The organism is Anaerosporobacter mobilis DSM 15930 (assembly GCF_900142955.1).
Classification (GTDB): domain Bacteria; phylum Bacillota; class Clostridia; order Lachnospirales; family Lachnospiraceae; genus Anaerosporobacter; species Anaerosporobacter mobilis.
Genome location: NZ_FRCP01000010.1, coordinates 137120 through 161000, shown reverse-complemented (window position 1 = coordinate 161000; position 23881 = coordinate 137120). Strand labels below are relative to the sequence as shown.

22 protein-coding genes and 1 riboswitch are annotated in these 23881 nt (G+C 36.0%); of the genes, 4 read left to right on the top strand and 18 right to left on the bottom strand.

Annotated features, from left to right (window positions below):
* Positions 1-77: 77 nt before the first annotated feature.
* Together aguB and aguA are read right to left on the bottom strand one after the other, a co-directional pair.
* A complete protein-coding gene (gene aguB, locus BUB90_RS10270) occupies positions 78-944 on the bottom strand; it encodes an N-carbamoylputrescine amidase (protein WP_073287159.1) in 867 nt (288 codons plus the stop codon).
* A 107-nt stretch (positions 945-1051) separates the two neighbouring features.
* Positions 1052-2149 (bottom strand): agmatine deiminase, encoded by a 1098-nt coding sequence (aguA, locus tag BUB90_RS10265; protein ID WP_073287155.1) that lies wholly within the window; start codon positions 2147-2149, stop codon positions 1052-1054.
* A gap of 269 nt (positions 2150-2418) precedes the next feature.
* Between aguA and BUB90_RS10260 the strand changes: the two genes are divergently transcribed.
* Positions 2419-2787, top strand: coding sequence for a CidA/LrgA family protein (locus BUB90_RS10260; protein ID WP_073287152.1), 369 nt, complete (start codon positions 2419-2421; stop codon positions 2785-2787).
* Positions 2780-3457 (top strand): LrgB family protein, encoded by a 678-nt coding sequence (locus tag BUB90_RS10255; protein ID WP_073287148.1) that lies wholly within the window; start codon positions 2780-2782, stop codon positions 3455-3457. The genes BUB90_RS10260 and BUB90_RS10255 overlap by 8 nt, the downstream gene beginning before the upstream one ends.
* 21 nt (positions 3458-3478) lie before the next feature.
* Here the strand turns inward: BUB90_RS10255 and BUB90_RS10250 are convergent, their stop codons facing one another.
* The gene (locus BUB90_RS10250) at positions 3479-4336 is read right to left on the bottom strand and encodes a metallophosphoesterase family protein (protein ID WP_073287143.1); all 858 of its coding nucleotides are present in this window, start codon (positions 4334-4336) and stop codon (positions 3479-3481) included.
* 495 nt (positions 4337-4831) lie between these two features.
* Here BUB90_RS10250 and BUB90_RS10245 point away from each other — a divergent pair, with 495 nt between their 5' ends.
* Together BUB90_RS10245 and BUB90_RS10240 are read left to right on the top strand one after the other, a co-directional pair.
* Positions 4832-5452 carry a phosphatase PAP2 family protein gene (locus BUB90_RS10245; protein WP_170865476.1) on the top strand — a complete coding sequence of 207 codons (621 nt, stop codon included), beginning with the start codon at positions 4832-4834 and terminating at the stop codon, positions 5450-5452.
* Positions 5453-5594: 142 nt separating this feature from the next.
* A riboswitch (THF riboswitch) is annotated at positions 5595-5693 on the top strand.
* Positions 5694-5819: 126 nt separating this feature from the next.
* Positions 5820-6389 carry a folate family ECF transporter S component gene (locus tag BUB90_RS10240; protein WP_084139189.1) on the top strand — a complete coding sequence of 190 codons (570 nt, stop codon included), beginning with the start codon at positions 5820-5822 and terminating at the stop codon, positions 6387-6389.
* A gap of 110 nt (positions 6390-6499) precedes the next feature.
* On the opposite strand, the gene BUB90_RS10235 is transcribed toward BUB90_RS10240, so the two are convergent.
* The 15 genes from BUB90_RS10235 to atpG all read right to left on the bottom strand — a co-directional run bounded on the left by BUB90_RS10235 (position 6500) and on the right by atpG (position 23874).
* Positions 6500-7516 carry a glycosyltransferase family 2 protein gene (locus BUB90_RS10235; RefSeq protein ID WP_073287140.1) on the bottom strand — a complete coding sequence of 339 codons (1017 nt, stop codon included), beginning with the start codon at positions 7514-7516 and terminating at the stop codon, positions 6500-6502.
* A 253-nt stretch (positions 7517-7769) separates the two neighbouring features.
* Entirely contained in the window at positions 7770-8780 is a 1011-nt protein-coding gene (locus BUB90_RS23795) for a Yip1 family protein (RefSeq protein WP_073287137.1), read from the bottom strand.
* A gap of 95 nt (positions 8781-8875) precedes the next feature.
* Positions 8876-10201 (bottom strand): pyrimidine-nucleoside phosphorylase, encoded by a 1326-nt coding sequence (locus BUB90_RS10225; RefSeq protein WP_073287135.1) that lies wholly within the window; start codon positions 10199-10201, stop codon positions 8876-8878.
* Positions 10202-10239: 38 nt separating this feature from the next.
* Positions 10240-10656, bottom strand: coding sequence for a cytidine deaminase (locus BUB90_RS10220; RefSeq protein ID WP_073287132.1), 417 nt, complete (start codon positions 10654-10656; stop codon positions 10240-10242).
* Between the two features lie 156 nt (positions 10657-10812).
* Positions 10813-11478 (bottom strand): deoxyribose-phosphate aldolase, encoded by a 666-nt coding sequence (gene deoC, locus BUB90_RS10215; RefSeq protein ID WP_073287129.1) that lies wholly within the window; start codon positions 11476-11478, stop codon positions 10813-10815.
* A gap of 26 nt (positions 11479-11504) precedes the next feature.
* Complete coding sequence (gene deoD / locus BUB90_RS10210) at positions 11505-12209, bottom strand: purine-nucleoside phosphorylase (protein WP_073287126.1); 705 nt, start codon at positions 12207-12209, stop codon at positions 11505-11507.
* A 225-nt stretch (positions 12210-12434) separates the two neighbouring features.
* Positions 12435-13619: a phosphopentomutase gene (locus BUB90_RS10205; RefSeq protein WP_073287123.1), complete on the bottom strand. Its 1185-nt coding sequence runs from the start codon at positions 13617-13619 to the stop codon at positions 12435-12437.
* A gap of 108 nt (positions 13620-13727) precedes the next feature.
* On the bottom strand, positions 13728-14846 hold the full coding sequence (locus BUB90_RS10200) for an aminopeptidase (RefSeq protein WP_073287119.1): 1119 nt from the start codon (positions 14844-14846) through the stop codon (positions 13728-13730).
* Positions 14847-14888: 42 nt separating this feature from the next.
* Positions 14889-17429 carry a hypothetical protein gene (locus tag BUB90_RS10195; protein WP_073287116.1) on the bottom strand — a complete coding sequence of 847 codons (2541 nt, stop codon included), beginning with the start codon at positions 17427-17429 and terminating at the stop codon, positions 14889-14891.
* 39 nt (positions 17430-17468) lie between these two features.
* The gene (locus BUB90_RS10190) at positions 17469-18650 is read right to left on the bottom strand and encodes a class I SAM-dependent methyltransferase (protein ID WP_073287113.1); all 1182 of its coding nucleotides are present in this window, start codon (positions 18648-18650) and stop codon (positions 17469-17471) included.
* A 530-nt stretch (positions 18651-19180) separates the two neighbouring features.
* A complete protein-coding gene (locus tag BUB90_RS10185) occupies positions 19181-19990 on the bottom strand; it encodes a hypothetical protein (RefSeq protein ID WP_073287110.1) in 810 nt (269 codons plus the stop codon).
* A 128-nt stretch (positions 19991-20118) separates the two neighbouring features.
* The gene (locus BUB90_RS10180; RefSeq protein ID WP_073287107.1) at positions 20119-20961 is read right to left on the bottom strand and encodes a YwmB family TATA-box binding protein; all 843 of its coding nucleotides are present in this window, start codon (positions 20959-20961) and stop codon (positions 20119-20121) included.
* Between the two features lie 147 nt (positions 20962-21108).
* Positions 21109-21528, bottom strand: coding sequence for an ATP synthase F1 subunit epsilon (atpC, locus tag BUB90_RS10175; RefSeq protein ID WP_073287105.1), 420 nt, complete (start codon positions 21526-21528; stop codon positions 21109-21111).
* Positions 21529-21583: 55 nt separating this feature from the next.
* Positions 21584-22975, bottom strand: a complete 1392-nt coding sequence (atpD, locus tag BUB90_RS10170) for a F0F1 ATP synthase subunit beta (protein ID WP_073287102.1) — start codon at positions 22973-22975, stop codon at positions 21584-21586.
* Positions 22976-22995: 20 nt separating this feature from the next.
* Positions 22996-23874, bottom strand: coding sequence for an ATP synthase F1 subunit gamma (gene atpG, locus BUB90_RS10165; RefSeq protein ID WP_073287099.1), 879 nt, complete (start codon positions 23872-23874; stop codon positions 22996-22998).
* Between the last annotated feature and the right edge of the window lie 7 nt (positions 23875-23881).

Sequence of the window (23881 nt, the reverse complement as noted above, 5' to 3'; positions counted from 1 at the left end):
ACTCTAAAAGGTAGTTTTACAACAATCTTTATCTTCAATAATATTCGCACTGCTAATTCTCTATATAAGTTTACATCTTATCTTTTTGAATCCAGATGATACATAGCCTCATACATCTCCGGTCTTCTGTCACGGAATACTCCCCAACCGATTCGTAACTCCCAGATCGCATCCAGATCGAACTCTGCGACAAGTACAGCTTCTGATTCGCGGTCAGCGCTGGCAACTAAAGCCCCTGTCTCGTCTGCTATAAAAGAGGATCCATAGAATTTCATACTACTATCCCCTTCCGTCTCTACTCCAATACGATTAGATGCTATAACCGGCATAATGTTCGCTGCTGCATGTCCTTGCATACAACGTCTCCAATGTTCCATACTATCCACTGTCATAACTGGTTCCGAACCAATTGCTGTTGGGTATAATAAGATCTCAGCCCCCATAAGAGCCATACATCTAGCAGATTCAGGGAACCATTGATCCCAACAGATACCTACCCCTATCTTACCATATTTCGTATCCCATACTTTGAACCCAGTATCCCCAGGTGAGAAATAGAATTTCTCTTCATAACATTCCCCACAAGGAATATGCGTCTTACGATAGGTTCCAAGTACTGTTCCATCCGCATCTATCATCGCCACTGTATTAAAGGTCGTATTTCCCGCCGCTTCATAGAAACTAACAGGTATCACAACATTAAGTTCCTTAGCTATCCTCTTAAAATGATTCACTGCAGGATTCTTATCAAGTGAGGTTGCTAAACGGTAATACTCATACACTTCCTTCTGGCAAAAGTACGGCATCTCGAATAACTCTTGCAACAAGATAATATTCGCTCCTTGGCCCGCTGCTTGTCTTACAAGTGATTCTGCTTTATGTAATGTCTCTTCTCTATCCCAAGTACATGCCATCTGTGTAGCCGCTACTTTAACTTTTCTCATTCCATAATTTCCTTTCTACCTATCTTACTGTCTATCATTTTACTGTCTAATTATCTTACCTTCTATCTATCTTACTTTATATTAAGCCTGTGCACAACAGGATGTCGTTATCTACCCGCAGGTACTTGTTGTGTGATACAGTGAATATTTCCGCCACCTATAAGAATGTTTCTTGTAGGTAATTGAATCACTTCTCGGTCAGGGAATAGCTGTATAAGAACTTCTTTTGCTTTCACATCCATTGGATCATCAAATCCCGGCATAACAATACAGGAGTTAGCAATGTAGAAGTTTACATAAGAAGCTGCTAGCCGATCACCCGCTTCCCTCGTCGGTTCATCTTCACACCATGCAATCCCTTCACAATCGTTCTCTGTCATATAAATTGGGCTTGGTAGTGGTAGTTTATGTATGATTAATTTACGTCCTTTCGCATCAACTTCTCCACTTAATATATCGTAACAACTCCTAGACATGGCATACTGCGGATCTTCTTTATCCTCTGTCCACGAAAGAACAACCTCACTAGGTCTAACGAATGCACAGATATTATCTACATGTTCATTCGTCTCATCCAGATAGATTCCATTCTTTAACCAGATAACCTTGTCCACAGTAAGATATGCTTTTAACATGTCTTCTATTTCAGCCTTAGTCATCTCTGGATTACGACCTTTGCTTAACAAACAAGCTTCTGTAACCATAGCCGTTCCTTCCCCGTCTACATGAATAGCTCCTCCCTCTAATACAAAATGTCTTGCATTATACACATCTCTCCCTTCTAAATCACAAATCTTTCTAGCAACCTTATTATCTTTATCCCAAGGAAAATACAGACCATCTTCGAGTCCGCCCCATGCATTAAAGTACCAATCTATTCCCCTGATTTCCCCTGTATCATTAACAACAAAAGTTGGTCCACAATCCCTAGCCCATGCATCATCTGTTGACATCTCTACTACACGAACTGCCTCTGGTAACATACGTCTTGCTGTATCATATTCCTTATCACTAACTAGCATGGTAACTTGCTCCGAACTTTGGATTGCTCTTGCTACTTCAACGAATTCTTTTTTCGCTGCAATCCCACCGAACTGCCAAGAGTCTGCTCTCTCGGGCCAAATCATATAGCACCCTTGGTGCCTCTCATATTCTGCTGGCATATGAAAACCATCTTCTCTGGGTGTTGATTTTAATATATTCATTCTCTCCAATCCTTTCGTAACTACTCAACTCAAAACTACTTCATAACTAGAACACCTTTGACTAGCAAGAAAAACAGCTTTTTCAGAAAGTAGTACTGAATAGTTACATCCTTTCTTATATAATAATTTACGAATTACCCATAGATTTTTCTAAAAAAACACGCCCCATATTCGTCATCTTCACAATTGACGTGTATTATCAACTGTGCTAGGATGCAATATGAAAACCACTAATAACAATGCCACTTTTATAAATAGGAGACTTACAAATGAAATTATTAAAACAGCTCTGTATTATCTTCGGATTATGTTTGGTTGGAATCGTTATCTCCTCCATACTTCCCTTCACTTTTCCATCCAGTCTAATAAGCATGATTTTACTACTCATCTTATTAATAACTAAGATTGTTAAGCCCGAACACATTCATGAAACCTCTGAATTGTTATTAGGAATCATGGCATTCTTATTTGTTCCTGCTGGTGTAGCGATTATTGAGAAATATTCTTTTCTAAAAGGTAAGATTTTCATTCTTATTCTGATTTGTATCATCACTACAATTATTACATTTATAGTAACATCTTTTACGGTTACTACTGTAATGAAAATTATGAACAAAGGAGAAAACAAAAATGAATGAATTTCTATATAGCCCCTTCTTCGGTTTATCTTTAAGTTTTGGCGTCTACATCATATGTAAATTGTTAAATGATAAGACAAATCTTGCAATATTGAACCCCTTGTTAATGGCAACTGTAGTTATTATTGCTATCCTTACAATATTCGATATTCCGCTTGAAGCCTATAATGCAGGTGGTGATATAATTTCCATGTTTCTAGCTCCCGCAACAACTGTAATTGCTTATTCCATCTATAGACAAATAACATTACTTAAGAAAAATTTCATTCCCATTGCAGTTGGCTGTCTCGTTGGTAGTATGACATCTATGGGAAGCACATATCTATTGTGTAAAGCATTTGATATCGATTCTATGATTACTGCATCTATGATACCCAAATCCGTTACGACTCCAATCGCAATGGAAGTAAGTACAAGTTTATCTGGTATTCCTTCCATTACAGTTGCTGCTGTTGTTGTAACAGGTATCTTTGGTTCTATGGCGTGCCCAATCTTAATTAAGTTATTGCGTATTAAGAATAAGGTTGCCGCTGGCGTTGCAATCGGTACTTGCAGTCATGCCGCAGGTACTTCTAAAGCCATCGAACTCGGTGAAGTTGAAGGAGCCATGAGTGGTATCGCAATTGGTGTATCCGGTATTCTTACCGTAATAATTGCTGTTTTTCTATAACAGTAAGAACTGATATGTTCGTTAGATTATACCCATCTCTTCTGCCGCCTCGTTCCAATAGCGAGGCGGTATATGGTTCCAGTCCACCTCTTCCATCTCTTTGGCAGCAATATCATGTGCCTTCTTCACACATGTAGGAGCATAATTCACTCCATCTTTTATGGAACGCAAGATACAACGCATCCATAGATAGGCCTTATCCTTCATCTCACTCTCTTCAAATTCCTCTACTAACTGTTGATAATCATATGGTATAGTTTGAAACTCAAACTCCCACTTATGATTAGTCCATTCAATCACAGCCATATGGGCACTTTTCTTACACCCGATCGGTACCCCCACCGAACCTGGATTAATTATAACCTTTCCCTTGTATTCATAGGAAAACTGTTTGTGGGAATGCCCACATAACATATATTTGTACGATATACTTTCTAATACATCTTTTGTATTCTGTTCATTCTCATATAGAAGTTCACGCGAATTCTTAAGCGAACCATGGGCAAGTATGATTGGCTCTGTACCTTCTATCTCTACAATCCCCGTGTTAGATAAACTTTCAAACCAACGAATGTCTTCCTTCTTAAGATTCTCATATGTATATAATAGATTTCCAGTATTAGCTTCATATACCCAGCCATCTGGATACCCCTTTGCATGTCTGATAAAATATTCTTCCCTATTTCCTCTGATACACCAAACTTCATACGTCTCTCTAATCTTCCTTAGAAGTTTTAGGGTTGTCTGAGGATTAGGGCAATCACTTACGTAATCCCCGAGTAGTATTATTTTCTGAATTCCATGCTTCTCTATATAACGAAGACAGGCCTCTAACGCCAAATGGTTACTATGTATGTCACTTATAACTGCCACCTTCATAACGGGACACCTCTCTTTCTTGCAATTTCTCTTGGTAACTTATGACTCCTACAAGTCAAGTCCCTTGATTTGTAACGGTTTTACACTTCGTGTAATCCTACGCTCAAGAACTTCGTTCTATCGCTAACGTATCGGCTAAAATCAAATACTCTCTTCGTGAGTGCTTGATTTTCTTTCGATAAGTTACATTATAATTGATATTTCTTATATTATCAAATCTTCTAACATATGTCTTTTGATTTTCTTACTTTTTAAAATATTAAGAATTCTTAAGTTTTTTTCATATTTGTATCCATTGCACCCCTACCTATCTTATGCTATAATCACCTATGGCATTAGTTTATTAATCAGTAACTAAATAAGTTAGATTAATTATAGAAAGGCGGCATACCGTTGAGTAAAACAAACCAAAATAAGCCTACCCATTCTCCCCTTAAGGGTAATGTTATTACAGATTTTCTGAAAAAATATAAACATGCATGGGTATTACTTTATATGTTTATTTATTTTCCATGGTTCTTCTATCTAGAAAGAACCGTAACTACTAACTATACAGCCGTACACATTCGATTAGATGATTTTATTCCATTTAATGAACTGTTTATCATTCCTTATTACCTTTGGTTTATATATGTAGCAGGTATGATTGCATACTTTTTGTTCACTTCTAAAGAAGACTTTTATAGATGTTGTGCATTCCTTTTTATTGGTATGACAGTTTGTTTAACAATCTATACTATTTGGCCTAATGGGCAAGACCTAAGACCAACTACATTTGCAAGAGACAACTTTCTGGTAGATATTGCGAAGAAACTATATTCAACCGATACTTCTACGAATGTCTGTCCAAGCATTCACGTATTTAATTCCATAGGAATACACTTAGCAATTATGCACTCCGCTAAATTAAAGAACAAGCATTGGATTAGACGAACTTCCTTTGTCCTTTGCGTCTTAATTTGTTTAGCAACTGTTTTCTTAAAACAACACTCTGTTTTTGACGGAATTGCAGCTTTCATTTTATGTATAATTATGTACTTTGTTGTATATGTACCTAATTATTCTAAATTGTTTAGCAAAAAACAATCTTTATCGGAATCACATACAGAAGCATAGGGATAAAATTCAAACCATTTACAAGCAATTGTAGATGGTTTTTTAATTCTATTCCTAATGGTAATAACTAGCCATATCATATCCGTATAACACACTTCTTGACATAATTACGGTATCAATTATATAATGTATCTGCTAACAAAGCAAAGTAGAATAATATGCGTTAAGTGTCTAGTGAACGGGGAGTTGTCACTAGAACGAAAAGCTTAGGCTTGCGGTATATTGTTCGCATCCCGTTGCTGCAGTTTTGAGAGACATCTCATATTGTAGCCAGGTGTACCTTGTTAACACGTGGTAACGTAGCGGACTACCTTGATTTTTCGGTATTATACGTTGCTGCCAACTACATTATGGAGGTGTTTTTATTATGCTTTTTATAAGTAAAGAGGCACTAAATCTTAAGAAGCAAATTGCAAACATGAGTAAACTACGTAATCTTGTGTTTTGTGCACTTATGGTCGCTATGTACATTGTAGTATCTTTCTTTGATATTCCAATTACACAATCCATTGAGATTCGTCTAGGATTCATAATCATTGCTGCTGCCGGTATGTTAGGCGGCCCAATCATGGGGCTTAGTGTGGGTGCTTTAGGTGATGTTGTGAAGATGCTTATAACTGGTGGCAAAGGAAGCTCTTTCTTCTTTGGCTTTACCATTACGTACGCAATAATGGGCTTTTTATTCGGTATTGTGTTCTACAAATGTAAAGTAACCATACCTAGAGCCATCGCAGCAAGCATCTGTGAATTTGCAATCTCAATATTTTTAAATACGTTCAACTTATCCATCTTATATGGTTCTCCGTACAATGCATTATTCTTAAGCAGACTTCCAAAGTCATCAGTTATGCTTGTTATTAATGTATTCCTATTGTTTATAACAATGCGGGCTTTACAGATTGCATTCCGTCATAATCATATAGCTGTAGAATCCTAAGTGTTGATGCGTTTGCTTTGCAATCTCTTTAGATGATATATATAAACCAAAAAGGTATACAACAAACTGAAAGTTATTAAAACTCCCATAGTTGTTGTATACCTTTTTAATCATCCAAATCCAATTATCTTTTGAGATATGCGGTATCCTATCTTAATTATAGCATGGCCGGTATGACCAGGAAGGTGCATACTATACCCTAATACACTATGACGGATCTTATTATACATCATAGGCTTCGTTGTTTTAAGATAATTCCATAACTCTTTCTTTTTATCCAAACTTTCTTTCGTTCCAATTTTAACAAGATATACAGAACACACCATCATCATAACAGACAAGTATTTTAACATGTAGTTCCGGAGTTTCTTACTTGAAACTGCGAATATATCCGTTGATTCAATCATTAACTTAGTAACTCGTATTTGTTGATCGATTCTACTCATCATTACCTTCTCATTAACCGATTGATCTTCTCGCCCTATATAATACCGATAGAAATTCTCGTCTATATAGTAAAGTGTCTTTACATACGGCAGTGGTTGATATACAAATATATTATCCACATAAAAAGTATGCTTTGGTAATTGCAAATTACAATCCCGTAATAGCTGCGTACGATAGAATACAGAATGCATTAAGATATTCTGACTTTGTTTAAAATGCTTCAAGTCATCCCAACCAAAAATAGTATCTATTGGCATTGCACTCTTATAATCAATTGCCTTTTGTTTGTTTAGATTTGCATTCTCATATACATAATTCGCAATTAGCAAATCTAATTCTTTCTTCTCATCATACATCTTTCTTAGCAACTTCAAAACATTCTTTAGTGAATTTTCATTTACCCAATCATCACTATCAACTACTTTAAAATATAATCCTGTCGCATTCTTAAGCCCTGTATTTACAGCTTGTCCATGTCCTCCATTTTCTTGGTGGATTGCCTTAATAATGGTAGGATATTTCTCTTGATATGCGTCCGCTATTTTACCTGTATCATCCTTTGAACCATCATTTACAATAATAATTTCTATTTCTTCTCCACCAGTTAATAAGGTTTCAACAGCTCTGCCTAGGTATTCTTCCGAATTATAACTTGGTATTGCTACTGATAATAATTTCATAATTCCTCCTCTGCATAACGCAAATCTTAATCTTATTCACCCTCTTTGGCGTCAACTAGCGTGATAGCTTTCGTTATTTTTCATATATAGTCAACTAGACAAGGTATCTAGTAATAGTCGTCCCAAAAGTCCAGTATCTCATCTTATAGTATTCTCAAATCTAACTAACATAATCCTATTATTTTTTCATACACTCCTTGGTTTTTAGCTCTATACGTTCCAAGGAGTGCTTACTTATATTCTATTCCTAATATTAAAGCTTACTGAAAAGATACATTAAAAGTAATGATACAATAATATAAACAGCATAGATTAAGAAGGAAGTATAAACATGCTTATTCCCATCTTGAATCGATCCATCATCTAATGAAGTATGTACATAAAAATAGCCCAATATTCCGCCTAATGCCATCACTATAATTGTTAGTGGCAAACTGAATAAAGAGGTAATAATAGCAACTACTAAGAATGGTAGAAAAGCAGCACTCTTTGTTGCCGTAATACAAACTGCTTCTTTAAATGTTTTATTTGCTTTGCCGACTTGCTTTACAATAAGCATTGTTATGGCAGCAAATATACATGCACCTAACACTGTTCCAATTAAAGTACTAAAAATTGTTCTTAGATAAGGAATCTTCACTTCATCATAGAAATAATAAGAGATACCTCCAACTATACCCATGATCATAGAATAAACTTTCTTTAAGATTATACATGAAAAAAGAACCATTAATATGGCTTCTGCACCAATTAATATAAGAGCATTAACAAAATTCTTCTCGTTAACAAAACTCTTTAAGTTATCAGCTGGCGCTTTCCATATATCCAATAGAATCTGCCATATATTTTTAGCATATTTTCCAGCAACTGCTGCCGCCTGAGAAGCTTGTTGACCAAATTGATTCGGTTGACTATTTGGTTGTCCTTGCATGGGTTGTCCTTGCACTGGTTGTCCCTGCATAGGTTGTCCCTGCATAGGTTGTCCTTGCATAGGTTGACCTTGCACTGGTTGTCCCTGCATAGGTTGTCCTTGCATTGATTGTCCATACATATATCCGGCAACTCCTGCTTGTTGCTCTTCTTGAATAGGTTGTGCGCTCATTGTCTGTGCAGGTTGTTCATTCGCCTCTACTGTTACTTCTTTTTTTACTTCATTTTCACTCACTTCTGATGTTATAACTTGCTCTTGTTCACTCCCCAGAGAACATGAACAGGTCTCTCCATCTTGTAAAGGCTTACCGCACTTACCGCAAAATTTTGCCATATTAATTTCCTCTCTCTCAATTTATTTGATGACTGTATTTTTTAAGTATAAACTTCTTTATCATTTAACAGTCATCAAATAAACTATACCATAGATTAGGAATACTTTTCAATTCCTTCTTTACTAACTCTGGCAAATATTAGTGGTTCAATTACAGATTTCTCTTCCGAAATCGTATAAGCTTCTAATAAAAGCTTCTCTGCATCTGCAAACATCTTCTCATCTGCTGCATATAGGGTAGCTAGTACCTCACCTTTCTTAACATATGCACCAATTTTCTTTTCTAAGATAATACCTGCTGAATAATCAATTACGCTTTCCTTTGTGGCACGTCCAGCACCTAACTCTACTGAAGCAATACCACATTTTTCTGTATTCATATGGGTAATATATCCTTCACGGTCAGAACGGACCTCATAGTTTAATGGAGCTTTGGCAAAGGCACTCGTATCTTTGATTACCCTTGAATCACCACCCTGGGCTTCTACCATATCTATTAATTTTTGAAGAGCTTTACCTGATGTTATTGCCTCTTTAGCCATCTGCTCACAAGTTTCTACGTCACCCATTCCTGTTAAATGAAGCATATTTGCGGCAAGTTTAAGGCAAACACTTGTAAGATCTTCTGGCCCATTACCTTGTAATGTATGAACCGCCTCTATTACTTCTAAAGAATTACCAATTGCCTTGCCTAGTGGTATATCCATATCCGTAATTAACGCAACTGTTTTTCTTCCTTCATGCTCACCAATAGCTACCATTTTACTTGCTAATAGAATAGAATCATCAAGTGTCTTCATGAAAGCTCCACTACCAGTCTTAACATCAAGAAGAATACTATCACTACCTGCTGCAAGCTTTTTACTCATAATAGAAGAAGCAATTAGGGGAATACTTCCTACTGTAGCTGTTACATCACGAAGCGCATACAGTTTCTTATCTGCCGGCGCAAGATTACCCGATTGTCCAATTACACTTAAACCAATTTTGTTAACGATATCAAAAAACTCTTCTCTAGGAAGAGACGTCTTCATACCTGGTATCGCTTCCATCTTATCAATTGTTCCGCCAGTATGACCAAGTCCTCTACCGGACATCTTCGCCACTTTACCGCCACACGCTGCGACAATTGGTGCAATTACAAGTGTCGTCTTATCACCTACACCGCCTGTACTGTGCTTATCTACCTTAACACCTTCAATGGCTGATAGATCAACCATATCTCCTGAGTGAGCCATTGCTCCTGTCATCACAGCCATCTCATGATCGGTCATACCCTTAAAACAAATTGCCATAAGCATTGCTGACATCTGGTAGTCTGGTATTTCTGCCTTAACATAACCGTCTATCATGAATTGAATCTCTTCATCAGTAAGGATTTCGCCTTCCTTTTTCTTGGTAATCAAATCCACCATTCTCATACTTATCATCTCCGTTTCAATTAAGTATAACTTATAGATTAATTCTCGATTAAATCTCCAGGACCAAAACCAAGTGGTAATAATTCTTCCAACGTGAATTCCTTATACTCCTCTTCTGATTTTGCTAAGATAATCTTAAATGTTTTAGGGTCGCAAAACTCCATCATCACCTGTCTACAAACGCCACAAGGAGCTGTAATATTCTCTACCTTACCACCTTTGCCTGCAACAATAATAATCGTTTCGAATTCTTTGACTCCCTCACTAACTGCCTTAAAGAAAGCGGTACGTTCTGCACAATTCGAAGGTGTGTAAGCTGCATTCTCTATATTGCAACCAGTATAGATAGAACCATCTTTTGCAACTAATACTGCTGAAACATTGAAGTTAGAATACGGTGCATAGGAATATTTTAATCCATCTATTGCTTTTCTAATAAGCTCTTTATTATCCATTATAAGTCCCTTTCTATAGTTATTGAAATATACATATTAGTATTCAAGTACCAAAAGATCTTTGGACTCTCGAATCCTAATAACTCAGATAGAAGAGAGGGTATTATAGAAGTCATAATCAATCCTTCGTAATACCCCCATCTTCAAATACTTATCTTAATATCCTGTACCAATTTCGTTTTTCGCTAATTTAACAATACGACTAGTTCCAAGTCTTGACGCGCCTAGCTCGATGAATTTCTCAGCATCATCAAATGACGAAATTCCGCCAGCAGCTTTCATCTTAACATCTTTACCGATGTTCTTAGCAAACAATGCAATATCATCAAAGGTAGCACCTGCTGTTGAGAAGCCTGTTGAAGTTTTGATGTAGTCTGCCCCTGAACTGGTAACAACCTTACACATCATAACTTTTTCTTCTTCCGTCAAAACACAAGTCTCTATGATAACTTTAAGAATCTTGTCTTTACATACTTCTTTTATTGTTTTGATTTCTTGTTCAATTAAATCATAACGTTTATCTTTTACCAGGCCAAGATTGATAACCATATCAATTTCATCTGCACCATTATCAATAGCATCCTTGGTTTCGAATGCTTTAACAGCTGTTGTATTATATCCGTTAGGGAAACCAATTACCGTACACACTGCCATCTTGTCTCCCATATATTCCTTCGCTTGCTTAACGTAAGAAGGTGGTATACAAACACTTGCTGTCTGATAATGCATAGCATCATCACAAATGGTTTTAATATCATTCCATGTAGCAGTGATACCTAACAATGTATGGTCAACCTTCCCAAAAATATTCTTCTTGTCCATTAAAACATATCCTTTCTACACAGTAATTAATCAGCAATTTCTAATGCGATTTCCATCATCTCTCTAAAGCTTGTTTGTCTTTCTTCCGCAGGAAGTGCTTCTCCTGTGAATACATGGTCAGATACAGTAAGAATACATAAAGCTTTCTTGTTTGCTCTAGCCGCAATCATATATAAAGCTGCTGCTTCCATCTCAACCGCTGCAATGTTCATCTTTTTCCATAATTCATTTGTCTTCTCATAATCATTGTAAAAGTGGTCAGATGATAAGATGTTACCTACAACTACTTTGATATTCTTTTCTTCTGCTGCCTCTACTGCTTTACGAAGAAGTGAGAAATCTGCTATAGGAGCATATGTTCCTGGTAATTTGTATTGTTCTGCATAGTTAGAATCTGTTGATGCTCCCATACCAATTACAACGTCACGGACTTTGATATCATCACCAATACCGCCTGCTGAACCGATACGAATGATACTTTCTACATCATAGAAATGATATAATTCATAGGAATAGATACCAATTGATGGCATACCCATTCCGCCACCCATAACGGATACTCTTTTACCTTTATAAGTTCCTGTATAACCAAACATGTTACGTACTGTATTAAAGCATGTTACGTCTTCTAAAAAATTATCTGCGATATATTTTGCTCTTAATGGATCTCCTGGCATCAATACCGTCTTAGCGATATCTCCTGGTTTTGCTGCATTATGTGGTGTTGCCATAATAGTACCTCCTAATTAAATTAAATTGGACTTCAAGTATACAACATTTCATTAACTTTATCAATGAAACAGGGTTGTTTATTAACTTATTTTACTCAGACCTCGCACTTGAAGATTTTTAGTAGTAGGTAAATAAAGTTTTTATGTGCGAAGTTAGGCTTATATTATTTATATAAAATACTTATAAGTGAGGATATACGGACACTCACCTATAAGTACTTCTTACTACATAATCTCTGGTAATAGAGATTTTCCTGCCACTTTAGATTCAACATCAAAGTAGTCTAAGATTGTTGCTGCAATATCTGCAAAAGATTCTCTTGTTCCAAGATTTGTATTCTTCTTAATCTTATCCCCATAGATAACAAGTGGTGTATATTCACGCGAATGATCAGTAGAAGGTGTTACAGGGTCACAACCATGATCTGCTGTAATCATGAGAAGATCATCTTCTTTTAATGCTGCTAATATTTCAGGTAATTTCTCATCGAAGTAAGTAAGTGCTTTTGCATAACCTTCCGCGTCATTTCTGTGACCATATAACATATCAAAATCTACTAAGTTAGTGAAACATAAGCCATTAAAGTCACGTTTCATATATTCAAGTGTACGTTCAATACCTTCCGCATTGTTAGCTGTACGAACCATCTCTCCAATACCTTTTCCTGCGAATATATCATTGATCTTACCAACAGCTAGTACATCTAAATCAGCTTCTAGTAATTGATCAAGCATTGTCGTATTTGGTGGCACTAATGAATAGTCATGACGTCTTGAAGTACGTTTGAAGTTAGGTGCTTCCCCTTCGAAAGGTCTAGCAATAACACGACCCACGCCATATTTTCCTTCACAGATTTCTCTAGCAATTTCACAATATTCATATAACTGTTCAATTGGAACAACAGATTCATGTGCTGCAATTTGGAATACACTATCTGCTGATGTATAGACAATTAAAGCACCAGTTTTCACGTGTTCTTCCCCATAATCACGTATTACATCTGTTCCTGAGTACGGTTTATTACAGATAACTTTTCTACCAGTACGTTCTTCGAATACATCAAGTAATTCCTTAGGGAATCCATCAGGGAATGTTGGTAGTGGTTTTTCTGATACGATACCAGCAATCTCCCAATGTCCAATCGTTGTATCTTTACCTTTTGACATTTCAGTCATACGTGCATATGCGCCAACTGGTGTAACTTCTTCTTTTGCCCAGTCTTCCTCTGGTCTCTCGATTTCAACTCCATCAATATTGAAGAATCCTAGTTTTTTCATATTAGGCATACGAAAATATTGACTTGTAGAGGCAGCTTTTACTGTGTTGCTGCCTGCATCTCCATAATTAGCTGCATCTGGCATTTCCCCAATGCCAAAACTATCTAAAACTATTAAAAATACACGTTTCATACTTTACCTCATTTCTACGCTGCAACTTTGGCTTCACAAGTTTGTAGTTGCAGCGCAGATACAAACTTGCTGTTTGAAAAACAATTATTTTCTTTTACACTTGTACTTTTATTTAAGATTTTCAGGGTTTAAACACTCTAATTCTTTCACAACAAATCGTCCATCTTTACGAACTAATACGTCATCAAAATACATCTCTCCACCGCCATACTCAGGTGTCTGAATACACACAAGATCCCAGTGGATAGAAGAATGGTTTCCGTTTGGTGCATCATCATAACAGTTACCAGGTGTGAAGTGGAAGGATCCCATAATCTTTTCATCAAATAAAGTATCCTTCATTGGAGTTACTACATATGGATTAACACCGATCGCAAATTCTCCTACATAACGAGCACCTTCATCTGTATCAAATACTTCATTGATTCTTTTCGTATCATTTGCTGTTGCTTCTATAATCTTACCATCTTTAAAAGTTAGTTTTATATTCTCGAATGTAAAACCTTGGTATACTGCTGGTGCATTATATTGTAATGTACCATTGATAGAATCTTTAACTGGTGCGGTGAATACTTCACCATCAGGAATATTCGCATCTCCAGCACATGGAATTGATGGTATATCCTTGATTGAGAAAGTAAGATCTGTACCAGGTCCTACAATGTGCACTTTGTCTGTACGGTTTAGGTACTCTACTAGATTCTCCATTGCTTTTCCCATCTTAGAATAATCTAAGTTACATACATCAAAGTAGAAGTCTTCGAATTTTTCTGTACTCATGTTAGCTAACTGTGCCATAGAGCTGTTTGGGTAACGAAGAACTACCCAACGTGTTTTAGGAACACGAATGTCATGATGTACTGGAGTAGAATATAAGCTAGAATATAATTTCATCTTCTCTGCTGGTACATCTGAGTACTCTGTAACGTTATCAGTACCGCGAATACCAACATAGCAATCCATCTTAGACATCTCTGCTGCATCAGTTTCTGCCATAACCTTTAGTTGTTCTTCCGAACAGTTAAGAAGCATTTCCCTCTCAACAATAGGGTCAGTGAAGTGCGGGAACGGATTACCTCCTACTGCATATACTTCCTTCACTAATTGTTTTGCTAACATCTGCGTAGTAGGTCCAACGTAATGTATATATACATTATCTCCTTTTTTAACTTTCATTGAATAATTTACAAGGTTTTTCGCCAAAGTTTTAATTCTTTCATCTACCATATTATCACTTGCCTTTCTTTTGTTAATGAGTTTTATAAACTCCTATTCTATAAAACTAATAAAGATATTGCCTGCTTTTTCAAACATCTTAGAACTATCTTTGTAGCCTTCTTTCCATGTTCTACCAAGTTCAGGATCAATCATAGTAATATTGAATTCATCGTATTCCGTAATTAATACTGCTTGACCATTACTCTTCATGGCAATAACTGCTCTTCCTTCACTTACATTGTAAAGGACCTCTTCTAGTGTACTTCCAGTTAGATTAATCGGTTCTTTCTTCATATACTGTGTTAGTATATCCATAATGGAGCGGTTTTTATCCCCAATTTGACCGACAGTAACATTAACTCCTGAATTAGCTAGAAGCATCTTCGCACAAGCTTTCTTACTTGTTAATCCGCTACTTGCATAAACCGGTGTTATACTACTAATCGTTGCCCTTGTGGATTTTTTCCCACGTTCCCAAATAACTTTAAAATTCTGATTAATAACGGATCCCATTTTTTCATCCGCCAATACAATTGCATCTCCTGCATTGTCATATACTCCAAGAATCTCACCTAAAGCATATACATAATAGCGTTCCCTGCTGCTACGATCAATATCAAGTCGTAACGTTGTGTCTTCCGTAATTACGGTATTAACTGTAGTTTTAATGTCTGGTTTCTTAGTTAATGTAATCGTACTTGGAATTGTAAGATATAACTCCGTTAACATCTTATCCGTCACTCTAGTTGTTACCTCAATCTTGGATCCATTCGTTTCAGTCCTGTTGAGTATAAAATCGGATTCTGCTAAAGCATAATTTGTTTCGCTACTTGCAGTTTTTTTCACTCTCTTTAGCTCAATAACATTGTCGTTCACCGTTGCAGCCACAGTATAATATTTCTTAACTTCATAAGTTTTTAGTTCTTGTCGTTCCTTATCTATGATAGAAACTTTATATGCAGGCGCAAGAATTGTTCCATCTGTATCCATCGTTAAATCTGAATCCTTCACATATCCTAATATTAGATTTTCATTTATCTTGCCAAAGATACGTACACTTTGCCCTTCTTTTGCCTTGATATAACTCTTAGCTCCTGTTTCTAAATCAAGCAAAATGATACTAGACGCCTTTCCTAACTCACTGTTATCTGTCCATGCAATATAGGAGTCTTTTTGTGAAATCATTATATTGTCGGGGTCTGCCTCTTCTACGATTGTCTCTAGTTTCTTAGTAATCATATTATAAGCAAATATCTGATCCTGTAATGAGAAGTAGAATACACTTGAACGATTAACATAACTAAATCCCTCTAAGTCTTGCTTCATAACTTCATAAGGAACATTCATTGGAATATATACTTGTTCTTCCACACGATTCTCAACAGAATAGAATCGATATAATATAACTGCGGTACGACCCTCATATTCACCACGATTCATATAACCATATACAACAAAATCTATATTACCATCTGCATCAATATTCAATATTTTAATATCATGTTGATCATAGCAATCCCTTATAAAATCCGACTGTTTTTGCTCAAAGGTAAATACTTTAACCATGGTATTGGCTATCATATCATAATACCACAATGTCTTATTACGTACAAAACAAAGTTTAGTCTCTGCTTCATCCGTTAAGAAAGGTAAATCATATAGATTGGACACACCAATCTTAAGTTCCCCTTTCTTGATACTCATATAATCTGGATTAAAGGCGGCTTCTGCCTTTCTTTCATAATAGAGCAGATACATTCTAGCTGCCGTATATTTTACGCGGAAGAATTCTGAAACCGTATATTGCTCCACTCCAGTATCCGTTTCCACTTCTACTTTATATTTTAATACAAAAGAAGCCGTTTCTTGATTCATCTCTGTGATTCGTGTTATTACATCTGATATAAGTGTAGGTTTTAGACTGCCCCACATAACCATATCGTAACTGGAATTGATATTCACATAAGCATAACTAGAATTATCCATTGTAGAATTTGTCTCCAAATAACTACCGATTCCTGCGGCTTCGTCCTTGTTTAGAATGGACTCATGAATCTGCTCTACAAAATCATATTTCTCATTCAAATGCGCGTTAAGAATCTTCTTTATTCTTGTATAGAAATGTATCTTTTCCCCGGTTGAAGTTACTGCGGTAATCTTCATAGCATACTCTTTATTCTCTTCTAATATCTCTTTAATTTTAATCTTAGCTGTTTTATTATCATCTGTTTGTGTGAGAGCACTAATGGAACCTTCTTCAATTAGCGTGTATTGATTATTATCACGTACTTCGTAATTAATCTTCTTTACTGTTAATTTCTTTTGATCAATACTGACAGTAACCGCTTGATCATTATCTAATAATGTAATAGTTTCACGTATCATATTTGCATCAATATTGGTACTATAACCATGTAACGGATTCATGAGCCCTCGGTCTGTCTCAATATACATTACTGGATATGTGGTAGCTGACATTGTGGTTGTTGCACCACTTTCAACCTCTTCTTCCCTAATATTATTACCCATGAAGAAAATTGATACCACAAATACTATTACTAACACTACAAATCGGTAAATGTGTTTTAACATACTATTCCTTCCATCTATTTTATTTATTTAGGTAATTGCTTAGAGCTTCGTAATGTACTCTTTACACAAACTATATAATGTTGGTTCGATATGCAAATATTCCTTACAGCGAATATATTCTTCTATCAATTCCTTCTGATTAGTACATGTCCCAGTTTTTACTGCACGTATTAAAATATTCTTTGGGGTATGTTCCATATCAATAAACTCAAGAATCTGTGTCTTATATCCAAGAATCTCAAGTAAGGATGCTCTCATAGAATCCGTAATTAGTGCTGCCGTTCTTTCCTGAATTAAACCATACTTAAGTATAGGGTCTAATACTTCACATTGAATCTGTTTATTCACCTCATGTTGACAACAAGGTACAGATAAGATTACTTTTGCTCCCCACATAACTGCTTTATAAAGGGCGTAATCGGTGGCGGTGTCACATGCATGTAAGGTTACAACCATATCCACAAAATCTACTCCTTCATATGTTGCTATATCACCATGTAGGAATTCTAACTTCTCATACTCATATCTCTTTGCTAAATCATTACACTTCTTAATTACTTCATCCTTTAGATCTAAGCCGATTACATGGATATTATAACCCTTTACTTCATGTAGGTAATAATACATAGCAAACGTCAAATATGATTTTCCGCACCCGAAATCAATTATCGTTAATTCATTTTTTTGTTTTAGAACCGCTTCTAGGCTAGGAATGATATCTTCTATAAACTCAAGATAACGATTAATTTGCTTGAATTTATCGTATTTGGCATGTACAATTTTCCCTTCCGCTGTCATAACTCCAAGGTCTACTAAGAAAGGAACAACTGTTCCTTCTTGTAATAGATACTGTTTTGTACGATTATGTGTTAGGTTTTGCTTTGTTCCAATCACCTTCTGTTGTTTCTTCTTAATTGTAACCTTACCTTTTTTGCTGATTAGTATAATATATTGTTTCTCTTTTGATCTTACTTCTACTTGTTTGAATTCCTCACCTAGCCAACGCTCTGCCTTTTCCATAATAACTTCTTTGGCATCATTACTATGAAAAACCTGTTTTCCTTCAAACTGTTCTACTTGAAATAATAACGTTCCTTGTAAAAGAATTGGTCTTATCTTAATCTTTGTGACCCCATCTTTTTTAATTGGATTACTGATAATAATATCTAATAAATCTATATTTAAAGTTTCCTCAAGTACTGAGACAACATTGCTATCCATTGTTTTATCTCCTTTCAACAAGTTTTATGGACTTAGGCAATTGCTAAACTCTTCTCCATGCCAACAACATATTAATATGTTTGTCGTCATTACAAAGAGTTTCACAAACGCCTAAGTTTTACGGACTTGTTAACTTATAACTCCTTCAAGTCAAGTTCCTTGAATTTGCTACGGTCTTACACTTCGTGTAATCCTATGCTCTAGAACTTCGTTCTATCGCTAACTTAGTGGGTTATCTTATAGTTTAGACTTGTTAACTTATAACTCCTTCGGAGCCGCGGTCTTACACTTCGTGTAATCTTACGCTCTAGAACTTCGTTCTATCGCTAACTTAGTGGGTGAAATCAAATACGAACTTCGTTCGTGCTTGATTTCCTTCCACTAAGTTATATTGTACCTACTTTCCCACTATTCTACAACCATATAATTCTTAAAATACTCTTATTTTTATATAATTACGCAAACAAAAGCTGTTGCAATCTCTTGTGTTACTACAACCAGAACTTGCAACAGCCTCTTTTTAGTTTAGCTTATCTCCATCTACGATAACGATATCTTCTTCTACGATTAGCCATCTCTTGAAGGAACATCGTTTGAACCATCTGGAATAGCCAGTTTGGCGTACCATCGTCACAACACTCTACACAACGGTTATATGGACAATATCTATCGTAACAACACTGTTTAATCTCTACCTCGCCATCTTTATTATCATTTTCATTTACATTCATATTCATATTCTTAACGTTTTCATAGATACGAACAACTATTCTGTTGATATTCGTAAAATCCGGATATTCATCGAACATGCAACTTCCGGTATATTCTAACTTATCACACTCATCCTCGATACACTGTAGCACTATTCTAGCAGCTCTTGGATACATACCCTTCATATAATCAATATCATCATCAAGTCTATCTTCTTCTACTTTTCTATGATTAGGACGAAAATAATTTACCATATCCTCTTGATAACTACCCCTTGACAAGGTAACTCCGATTGGCATTCGATAAGGATCATAACCACCATTCCTGTATTCATTAATTAGTTCTTCAAAATCCATATCATCATTTGACATTCCTTCACCATAAAAATATTCCTCGAACTCTTCAGCCATGTCTTCAGATGCTTCTTGCATATCTTCTTCGGCAAATTCATCTACATTTTCTTCAATTATATTCTCAAAATCTTGATTCTCATCTGTGTTTTGAAATCTGCTGGCAGTATTTGCATTTACCATATGACGGTACATATCATCATAACTTAAGTAATTATTTGTTAAGAAATCAATGTACTCATTGTTAGTTTCACTGCTTTTACATTTATCATTACTCATGATTTATCTCCTCATTACTATATCACTATCTAATATATGAGGCAAAAAATGATATGTGCTATCTTATATATCACTGTTGTTTCTCTTATTTATGGACCCATTAGATAACGGGGCACAATAATCTTTTTCTAATAATCTTGATTTAATATTGGAGTTGCTACATACAGATTTGTTTTATTCTTCTTTTCGTTATAGTTGAATGCAATATTAACATTAATCTTATTTCCTTCAGACTTAACATAATCATTAATAAGTCCCGTATATGCATAGACTGTATACAACTCATCTCCTCGCTGCTCTACTACCACATTTGCCTGCAGATCTTTGACAAATCGATCCGTGATTTTATTGCGCTCTTCTATACTTAATTTACCATCATATGTCCCTGTAAAAGTCACTTGGCTTTCATAAGTCGCTGCTTCTAATTTGGATACAATCTTCTCTGCTTTTTTCTTATAGGAAAGTATGCTATTAACATCTTCATTAATAGTAATGTCTATTATTAGATATCTCCTAACCAGATACGTATCTTTTTTCGTCTTCTCACGATCTCTTACTAATTTAATAATAGTGGTAGATTGATCGGATTCTCTCTTAGTCAAGATAGTATCTGTATCATCTCCACGAGTAATTTTGCATTCATCTGTTAAACCTATCCCTGAAAACACATACTGTAATAGATTCTTTTCATCTTCTTCGCTCATATAATCCGTTCCCATATCAGCTACTAGATATAAATTACTATCCATAATTACCGAATTAGCTTTCGTAAATGCATCAACTAATTTGCTATCATCTGTAAAAAAACGATTAACAAATAGCTGGGATAAAACCGCAATCCAAAGGATAGCTACTACATAAGCAATACTCTTTACTTTTTTGTTTTGTCCTTTAAGTAACTGCGGTACCTTCTTGATGGTTCTAAAGATTACCGCAATCCAGTTTTGTGAATTCTCTATATCATGACTCATAAAATTGCCCCCATATCTTTAAGATAATTTAACATAATTTGTAATGTCTTAATTATTTCCATAATTTATTTTTTTAAACATTGGAGGCGGAATAAAGCAAAAACAGCCACACAACCATAAACGGCTGTGTAGCTGTTTTCAACTATCTTAGTGACCTGACTTTTCGGCTAATTCAATACGAATCAAGGAACGGCGTAACGCCATCTCTGCACGAGTCGTATTGATTTGTCCTGCATCTGTTCCCTTAAGACGACGCTCTGCACGAATCTTTGCTTCATTGGCCCGATTAATATCAATCTCATCTGGCCATTCACATGATTCTGCTAATATGATTACTTTATCTTGAAGAATCTCAAGGAATCCACTTAATAAAGCAGCTTCCTTTACCTCTCCATTGTTAGTAATCTTAAGTATACCAGGTGCAATGATTGCAGTTAAAGGAATATGATCTTTAAATACACCAATGTCGCCTTCTGTTGTCTTAAGTTCAATCATCTCAGCATCGCCTTGAAAGAAGATTCGGTCAGGTGTAACGATTTGTAGATTAAATGTTTTTGTATCTGCCATTCAAGCACCTCAACTTTCCAGTAACAATGCGTATTTTCATTCACACTGAACTAACTTACTTAACACGGGCAAGAACGTCATCTATATTACCTGCATTAAGGAAATAACTCTCCGGTATCTCATCATGTTTACCTTCAATAATTTCTTTAAAGCCTTGAATTGTTTCAGCAATTGGTACATATTTACCTTTTAAGCCTGTAAATTGTTCTGCAACGTTGAAAGGCTGTGAAAGGAATCTTTGTACTTTTCTTGCTCTTGATACAATAAGTTTTTCTTCTTCTGATAATTCATCCATACCAAGGATTGCGATAATATCTTGTAATTCTTTGTATTTTTGAAGAATCTCTTGCACTCCACGAGCTACTTTGTAGTGTTCTTCACCAACAATATTTGGATCAAGAATTCTTGAAGTGGATTCAAGCGGATCTACCGCTGGGTAGATACCAAGTTCTACAATCGAACGTGAAAGTACTGTCTTCGCATCAAGATGGGCGAATGTAGTCGCTGGAGCTGGGTCAGTTAAGTCATCGGCTGGTACATATACAGCTTGAACTGATGTAATAGAACCACTCTTAGTCGATGTGATACGCTCTTGTAAAGCACCCATCTCTGTTTGAAGAGTTGGTTGGTAACCAACAGCACTTGGCATACGTCCAAGTAATGCGGATACCTCAGAACCAGCTTGTGTAAAACGGAATATGTTATCAATGAATAATAATACGTCTTTTCCTTCTTTATCACGGAAGTTCTCAGCAATGGTTAGTCCAGTAAGACCAACACGCATTCTCGCTCCAGGTGGTTCATTCATCTGACCAAATACCATGGCTGTCTTATTAAGAACTCCTGATTCCATCATTTCATAATAAAGGTCATTACCTTCTCTTGTTCTTTCACCAACACCTGTGAATACAGAGTATCCACCGTGCTCTGTTGCGATGTTTGTAATAAGCTCTTGGATAAGAACTGTTTTACCTACACCAGCACCGCCAAATAGACCAGTCTTACCACCTTTAAGGTATGGACAAAGCAAATCTACTACCTTAATTCCTGTTTCTAACATCTCAGTAGATGTAGATTGATCTTCGTATGCAGGTGCTTTTCTATGAATAGGATTAAACCGGGCGCCTTCTGGCACTGGTTTATCATCAATTGGTTGACCAAGTACATTGAACATACGTCCAAGTGTTGCCTCACCAACTGGTACAGATATTGGTGCACCTGTAGCAATGGCTTCCATACCACGAACCAAACCGTCTGTAGGACCCATGGCAATACACCTAACTGTATCATCACCAAGATGTTGTGCTACTTCTACAACTAATTTACCGCCATCTGCTGTAGGAATCTCAATTGCATCATATATTTCAGGAAGTTTACCTTCACTATACTTTATATCAAGTACCGCACCGATAATCTGAGTGATTTTACCAACGTTTTTATCTGCCATTCTTCTGTTTCACTCCTTTTCTAGTTAATTGCAGAAGCTCCTGCAACAATTTCTGTTAATTCTTGCGTAATTGAGCTCTGTCTTGCGCGGTTATAACTTAACGAAAGGTCGCTAATCATTTCTTCCGCATTATTTGTAGCAGAATCCATGGCTTGCATTCTTGCACCGTTTTCACTAGCAAGAGCTTCTACTAAAGCACCATAGATCAAGCTGTTCATATACTTAGGGATAATCATATCCAATGCTTCTTCTGCACTAGGTTCATAGTTCATCAACGTAAGAGCCTCTACAGAGTTTGCTTCTGATTCTTCTTTCGAACTCTTTTCCATATTAGGGTCAATAGGAAGTAATTTAATAAGACTAGGGATATGAGTAACTGTATTCTTAAATCTAGTATAAGCAAGATAAATCTCGCCTACTTCATTGTTTGAGAACGCTTCTAATACCGCAGCACCTATTTCAGCTGCATCCTTGTACATAGGTTCATTTATTACTTCAGAATAATCCGCTTTTACTTCATAACCGTAGCGTGCTAAGGTTTCTTTACCTTTTCTTCCTACTGCATAGATTATAGCGTCTTCCTTCTTAATATCAGAATTCCTGATTAACTTAGTAATATTTGAATTGTATCCACCAGCAAGTCCACGATTAGAGGTAATTACGATAATTGCCTTCTTTGGTGAATCTCCTGCTTGTAGATATGGATGCGAGATATTACCAGATTTAGCGAGCATTGAGCTAACAGTGTCATACATGTAATCAAAATATGGCTTAGAACTCTCTGCTCTACCTTTTGCTCTTTGAAGTTTTACAGTAGAAACTAACTTCATGGCTTTGGTAATCTGTTGGGTGCTTTGTATACTGCCTTTACGTCTCTTGATCTCTCTCATTGAGGCCATAACGTCA

What these genes read in the sequence shown, in the direction of transcription:
- BUB90_RS10220 (WP_073287132.1), bottom strand. Translation starts at nt 10,656, where the DNA reads ATGGATAATAAAGAGCTTATTAGAAAAGCAATAGATGGATTAAAATAT.
- BUB90_RS10245 (WP_170865476.1), top strand. Translation starts at nt 4,832, where the DNA reads ATGTTTATTTATTTTCCATGGTTCTTCTATCTAGAAAGAACCGTAACT.
- atpC (WP_073287105.1), bottom strand. Translation starts at nt 21,528, where the DNA reads ATGGCAGATACAAAAACATTTAATCTACAAATCGTTACACCTGACCGA.
- BUB90_RS10235 (WP_073287140.1), bottom strand. Translation starts at nt 7,516, where the DNA reads ATGAAATTATTATCAGTAGCAATACCAAGTTATAATTCGGAAGAATAC.
- BUB90_RS10200 (WP_073287119.1), bottom strand. Translation starts at nt 14,846, where the DNA reads ATGGTAGATGAAAGAATTAAAACTTTGGCGAAAAACCTTGTAAATTAT.
- BUB90_RS10205 (WP_073287123.1), bottom strand. Translation starts at nt 13,619, where the DNA reads ATGAAACGTGTATTTTTAATAGTTTTAGATAGTTTTGGCATTGGGGAA.
- atpG (WP_073287099.1), bottom strand. Translation starts at nt 23,874, where the DNA reads ATGGCCTCAATGAGAGAGATCAAGAGACGTAAAGGCAGTATACAAAGC.
- BUB90_RS10240 (WP_084139189.1), top strand. Translation starts at nt 5,820, where the DNA reads ATGCTTTTTATAAGTAAAGAGGCACTAAATCTTAAGAAGCAAATTGCA.
- BUB90_RS10190 (WP_073287113.1), bottom strand. Translation starts at nt 18,650, where the DNA reads ATGGATAGCAATGTTGTCTCAGTACTTGAGGAAACTTTAAATATAGAT.
- BUB90_RS10185 (WP_073287110.1), bottom strand. Translation starts at nt 19,990, where the DNA reads ATGAGTAATGATAAATGTAAAAGCAGTGAAACTAACAATGAGTACATT.
- BUB90_RS10260 (WP_073287152.1), top strand. Translation starts at nt 2,419, where the DNA reads ATGAAATTATTAAAACAGCTCTGTATTATCTTCGGATTATGTTTGGTT.
- aguA (WP_073287155.1), bottom strand. Translation starts at nt 2,149, where the DNA reads ATGAATATATTAAAATCAACACCCAGAGAAGATGGTTTTCATATGCCA.
- BUB90_RS10255 (WP_073287148.1), top strand. Translation starts at nt 2,780, where the DNA reads ATGAATGAATTTCTATATAGCCCCTTCTTCGGTTTATCTTTAAGTTTT.
- aguB (WP_073287159.1), bottom strand. Translation starts at nt 944, where the DNA reads ATGAGAAAAGTTAAAGTAGCGGCTACACAGATGGCATGTACTTGGGAT.
- BUB90_RS10250 (WP_073287143.1), bottom strand. Translation starts at nt 4,336, where the DNA reads ATGAAGGTGGCAGTTATAAGTGACATACATAGTAACCATTTGGCGTTA.
- BUB90_RS23795 (WP_073287137.1), bottom strand. Translation starts at nt 8,780, where the DNA reads ATGGCAAAATTTTGCGGTAAGTGCGGTAAGCCTTTACAAGATGGAGAG.
- deoD (WP_073287126.1), bottom strand. Translation starts at nt 12,209, where the DNA reads ATGGCAACACCACATAATGCAGCAAAACCAGGAGATATCGCTAAGACG.
- atpD (WP_073287102.1), bottom strand. Translation starts at nt 22,975, where the DNA reads ATGGCAGATAAAAACGTTGGTAAAATCACTCAGATTATCGGTGCGGTA.
- BUB90_RS10225 (WP_073287135.1), bottom strand. Translation starts at nt 10,201, where the DNA reads ATGAGAATGGTGGATTTGATTACCAAGAAAAAGGAAGGCGAAATCCTT.
- BUB90_RS10180 (WP_073287107.1), bottom strand. Translation starts at nt 20,961, where the DNA reads ATGAGTCATGATATAGAGAATTCACAAAACTGGATTGCGGTAATCTTT.
- BUB90_RS10195 (WP_073287116.1), bottom strand. Translation starts at nt 17,429, where the DNA reads ATGTTAAAACACATTTACCGATTTGTAGTGTTAGTAATAGTATTTGTG.
- deoC (WP_073287129.1), bottom strand. Translation starts at nt 11,478, where the DNA reads ATGGACAAGAAGAATATTTTTGGGAAGGTTGACCATACATTGTTAGGT.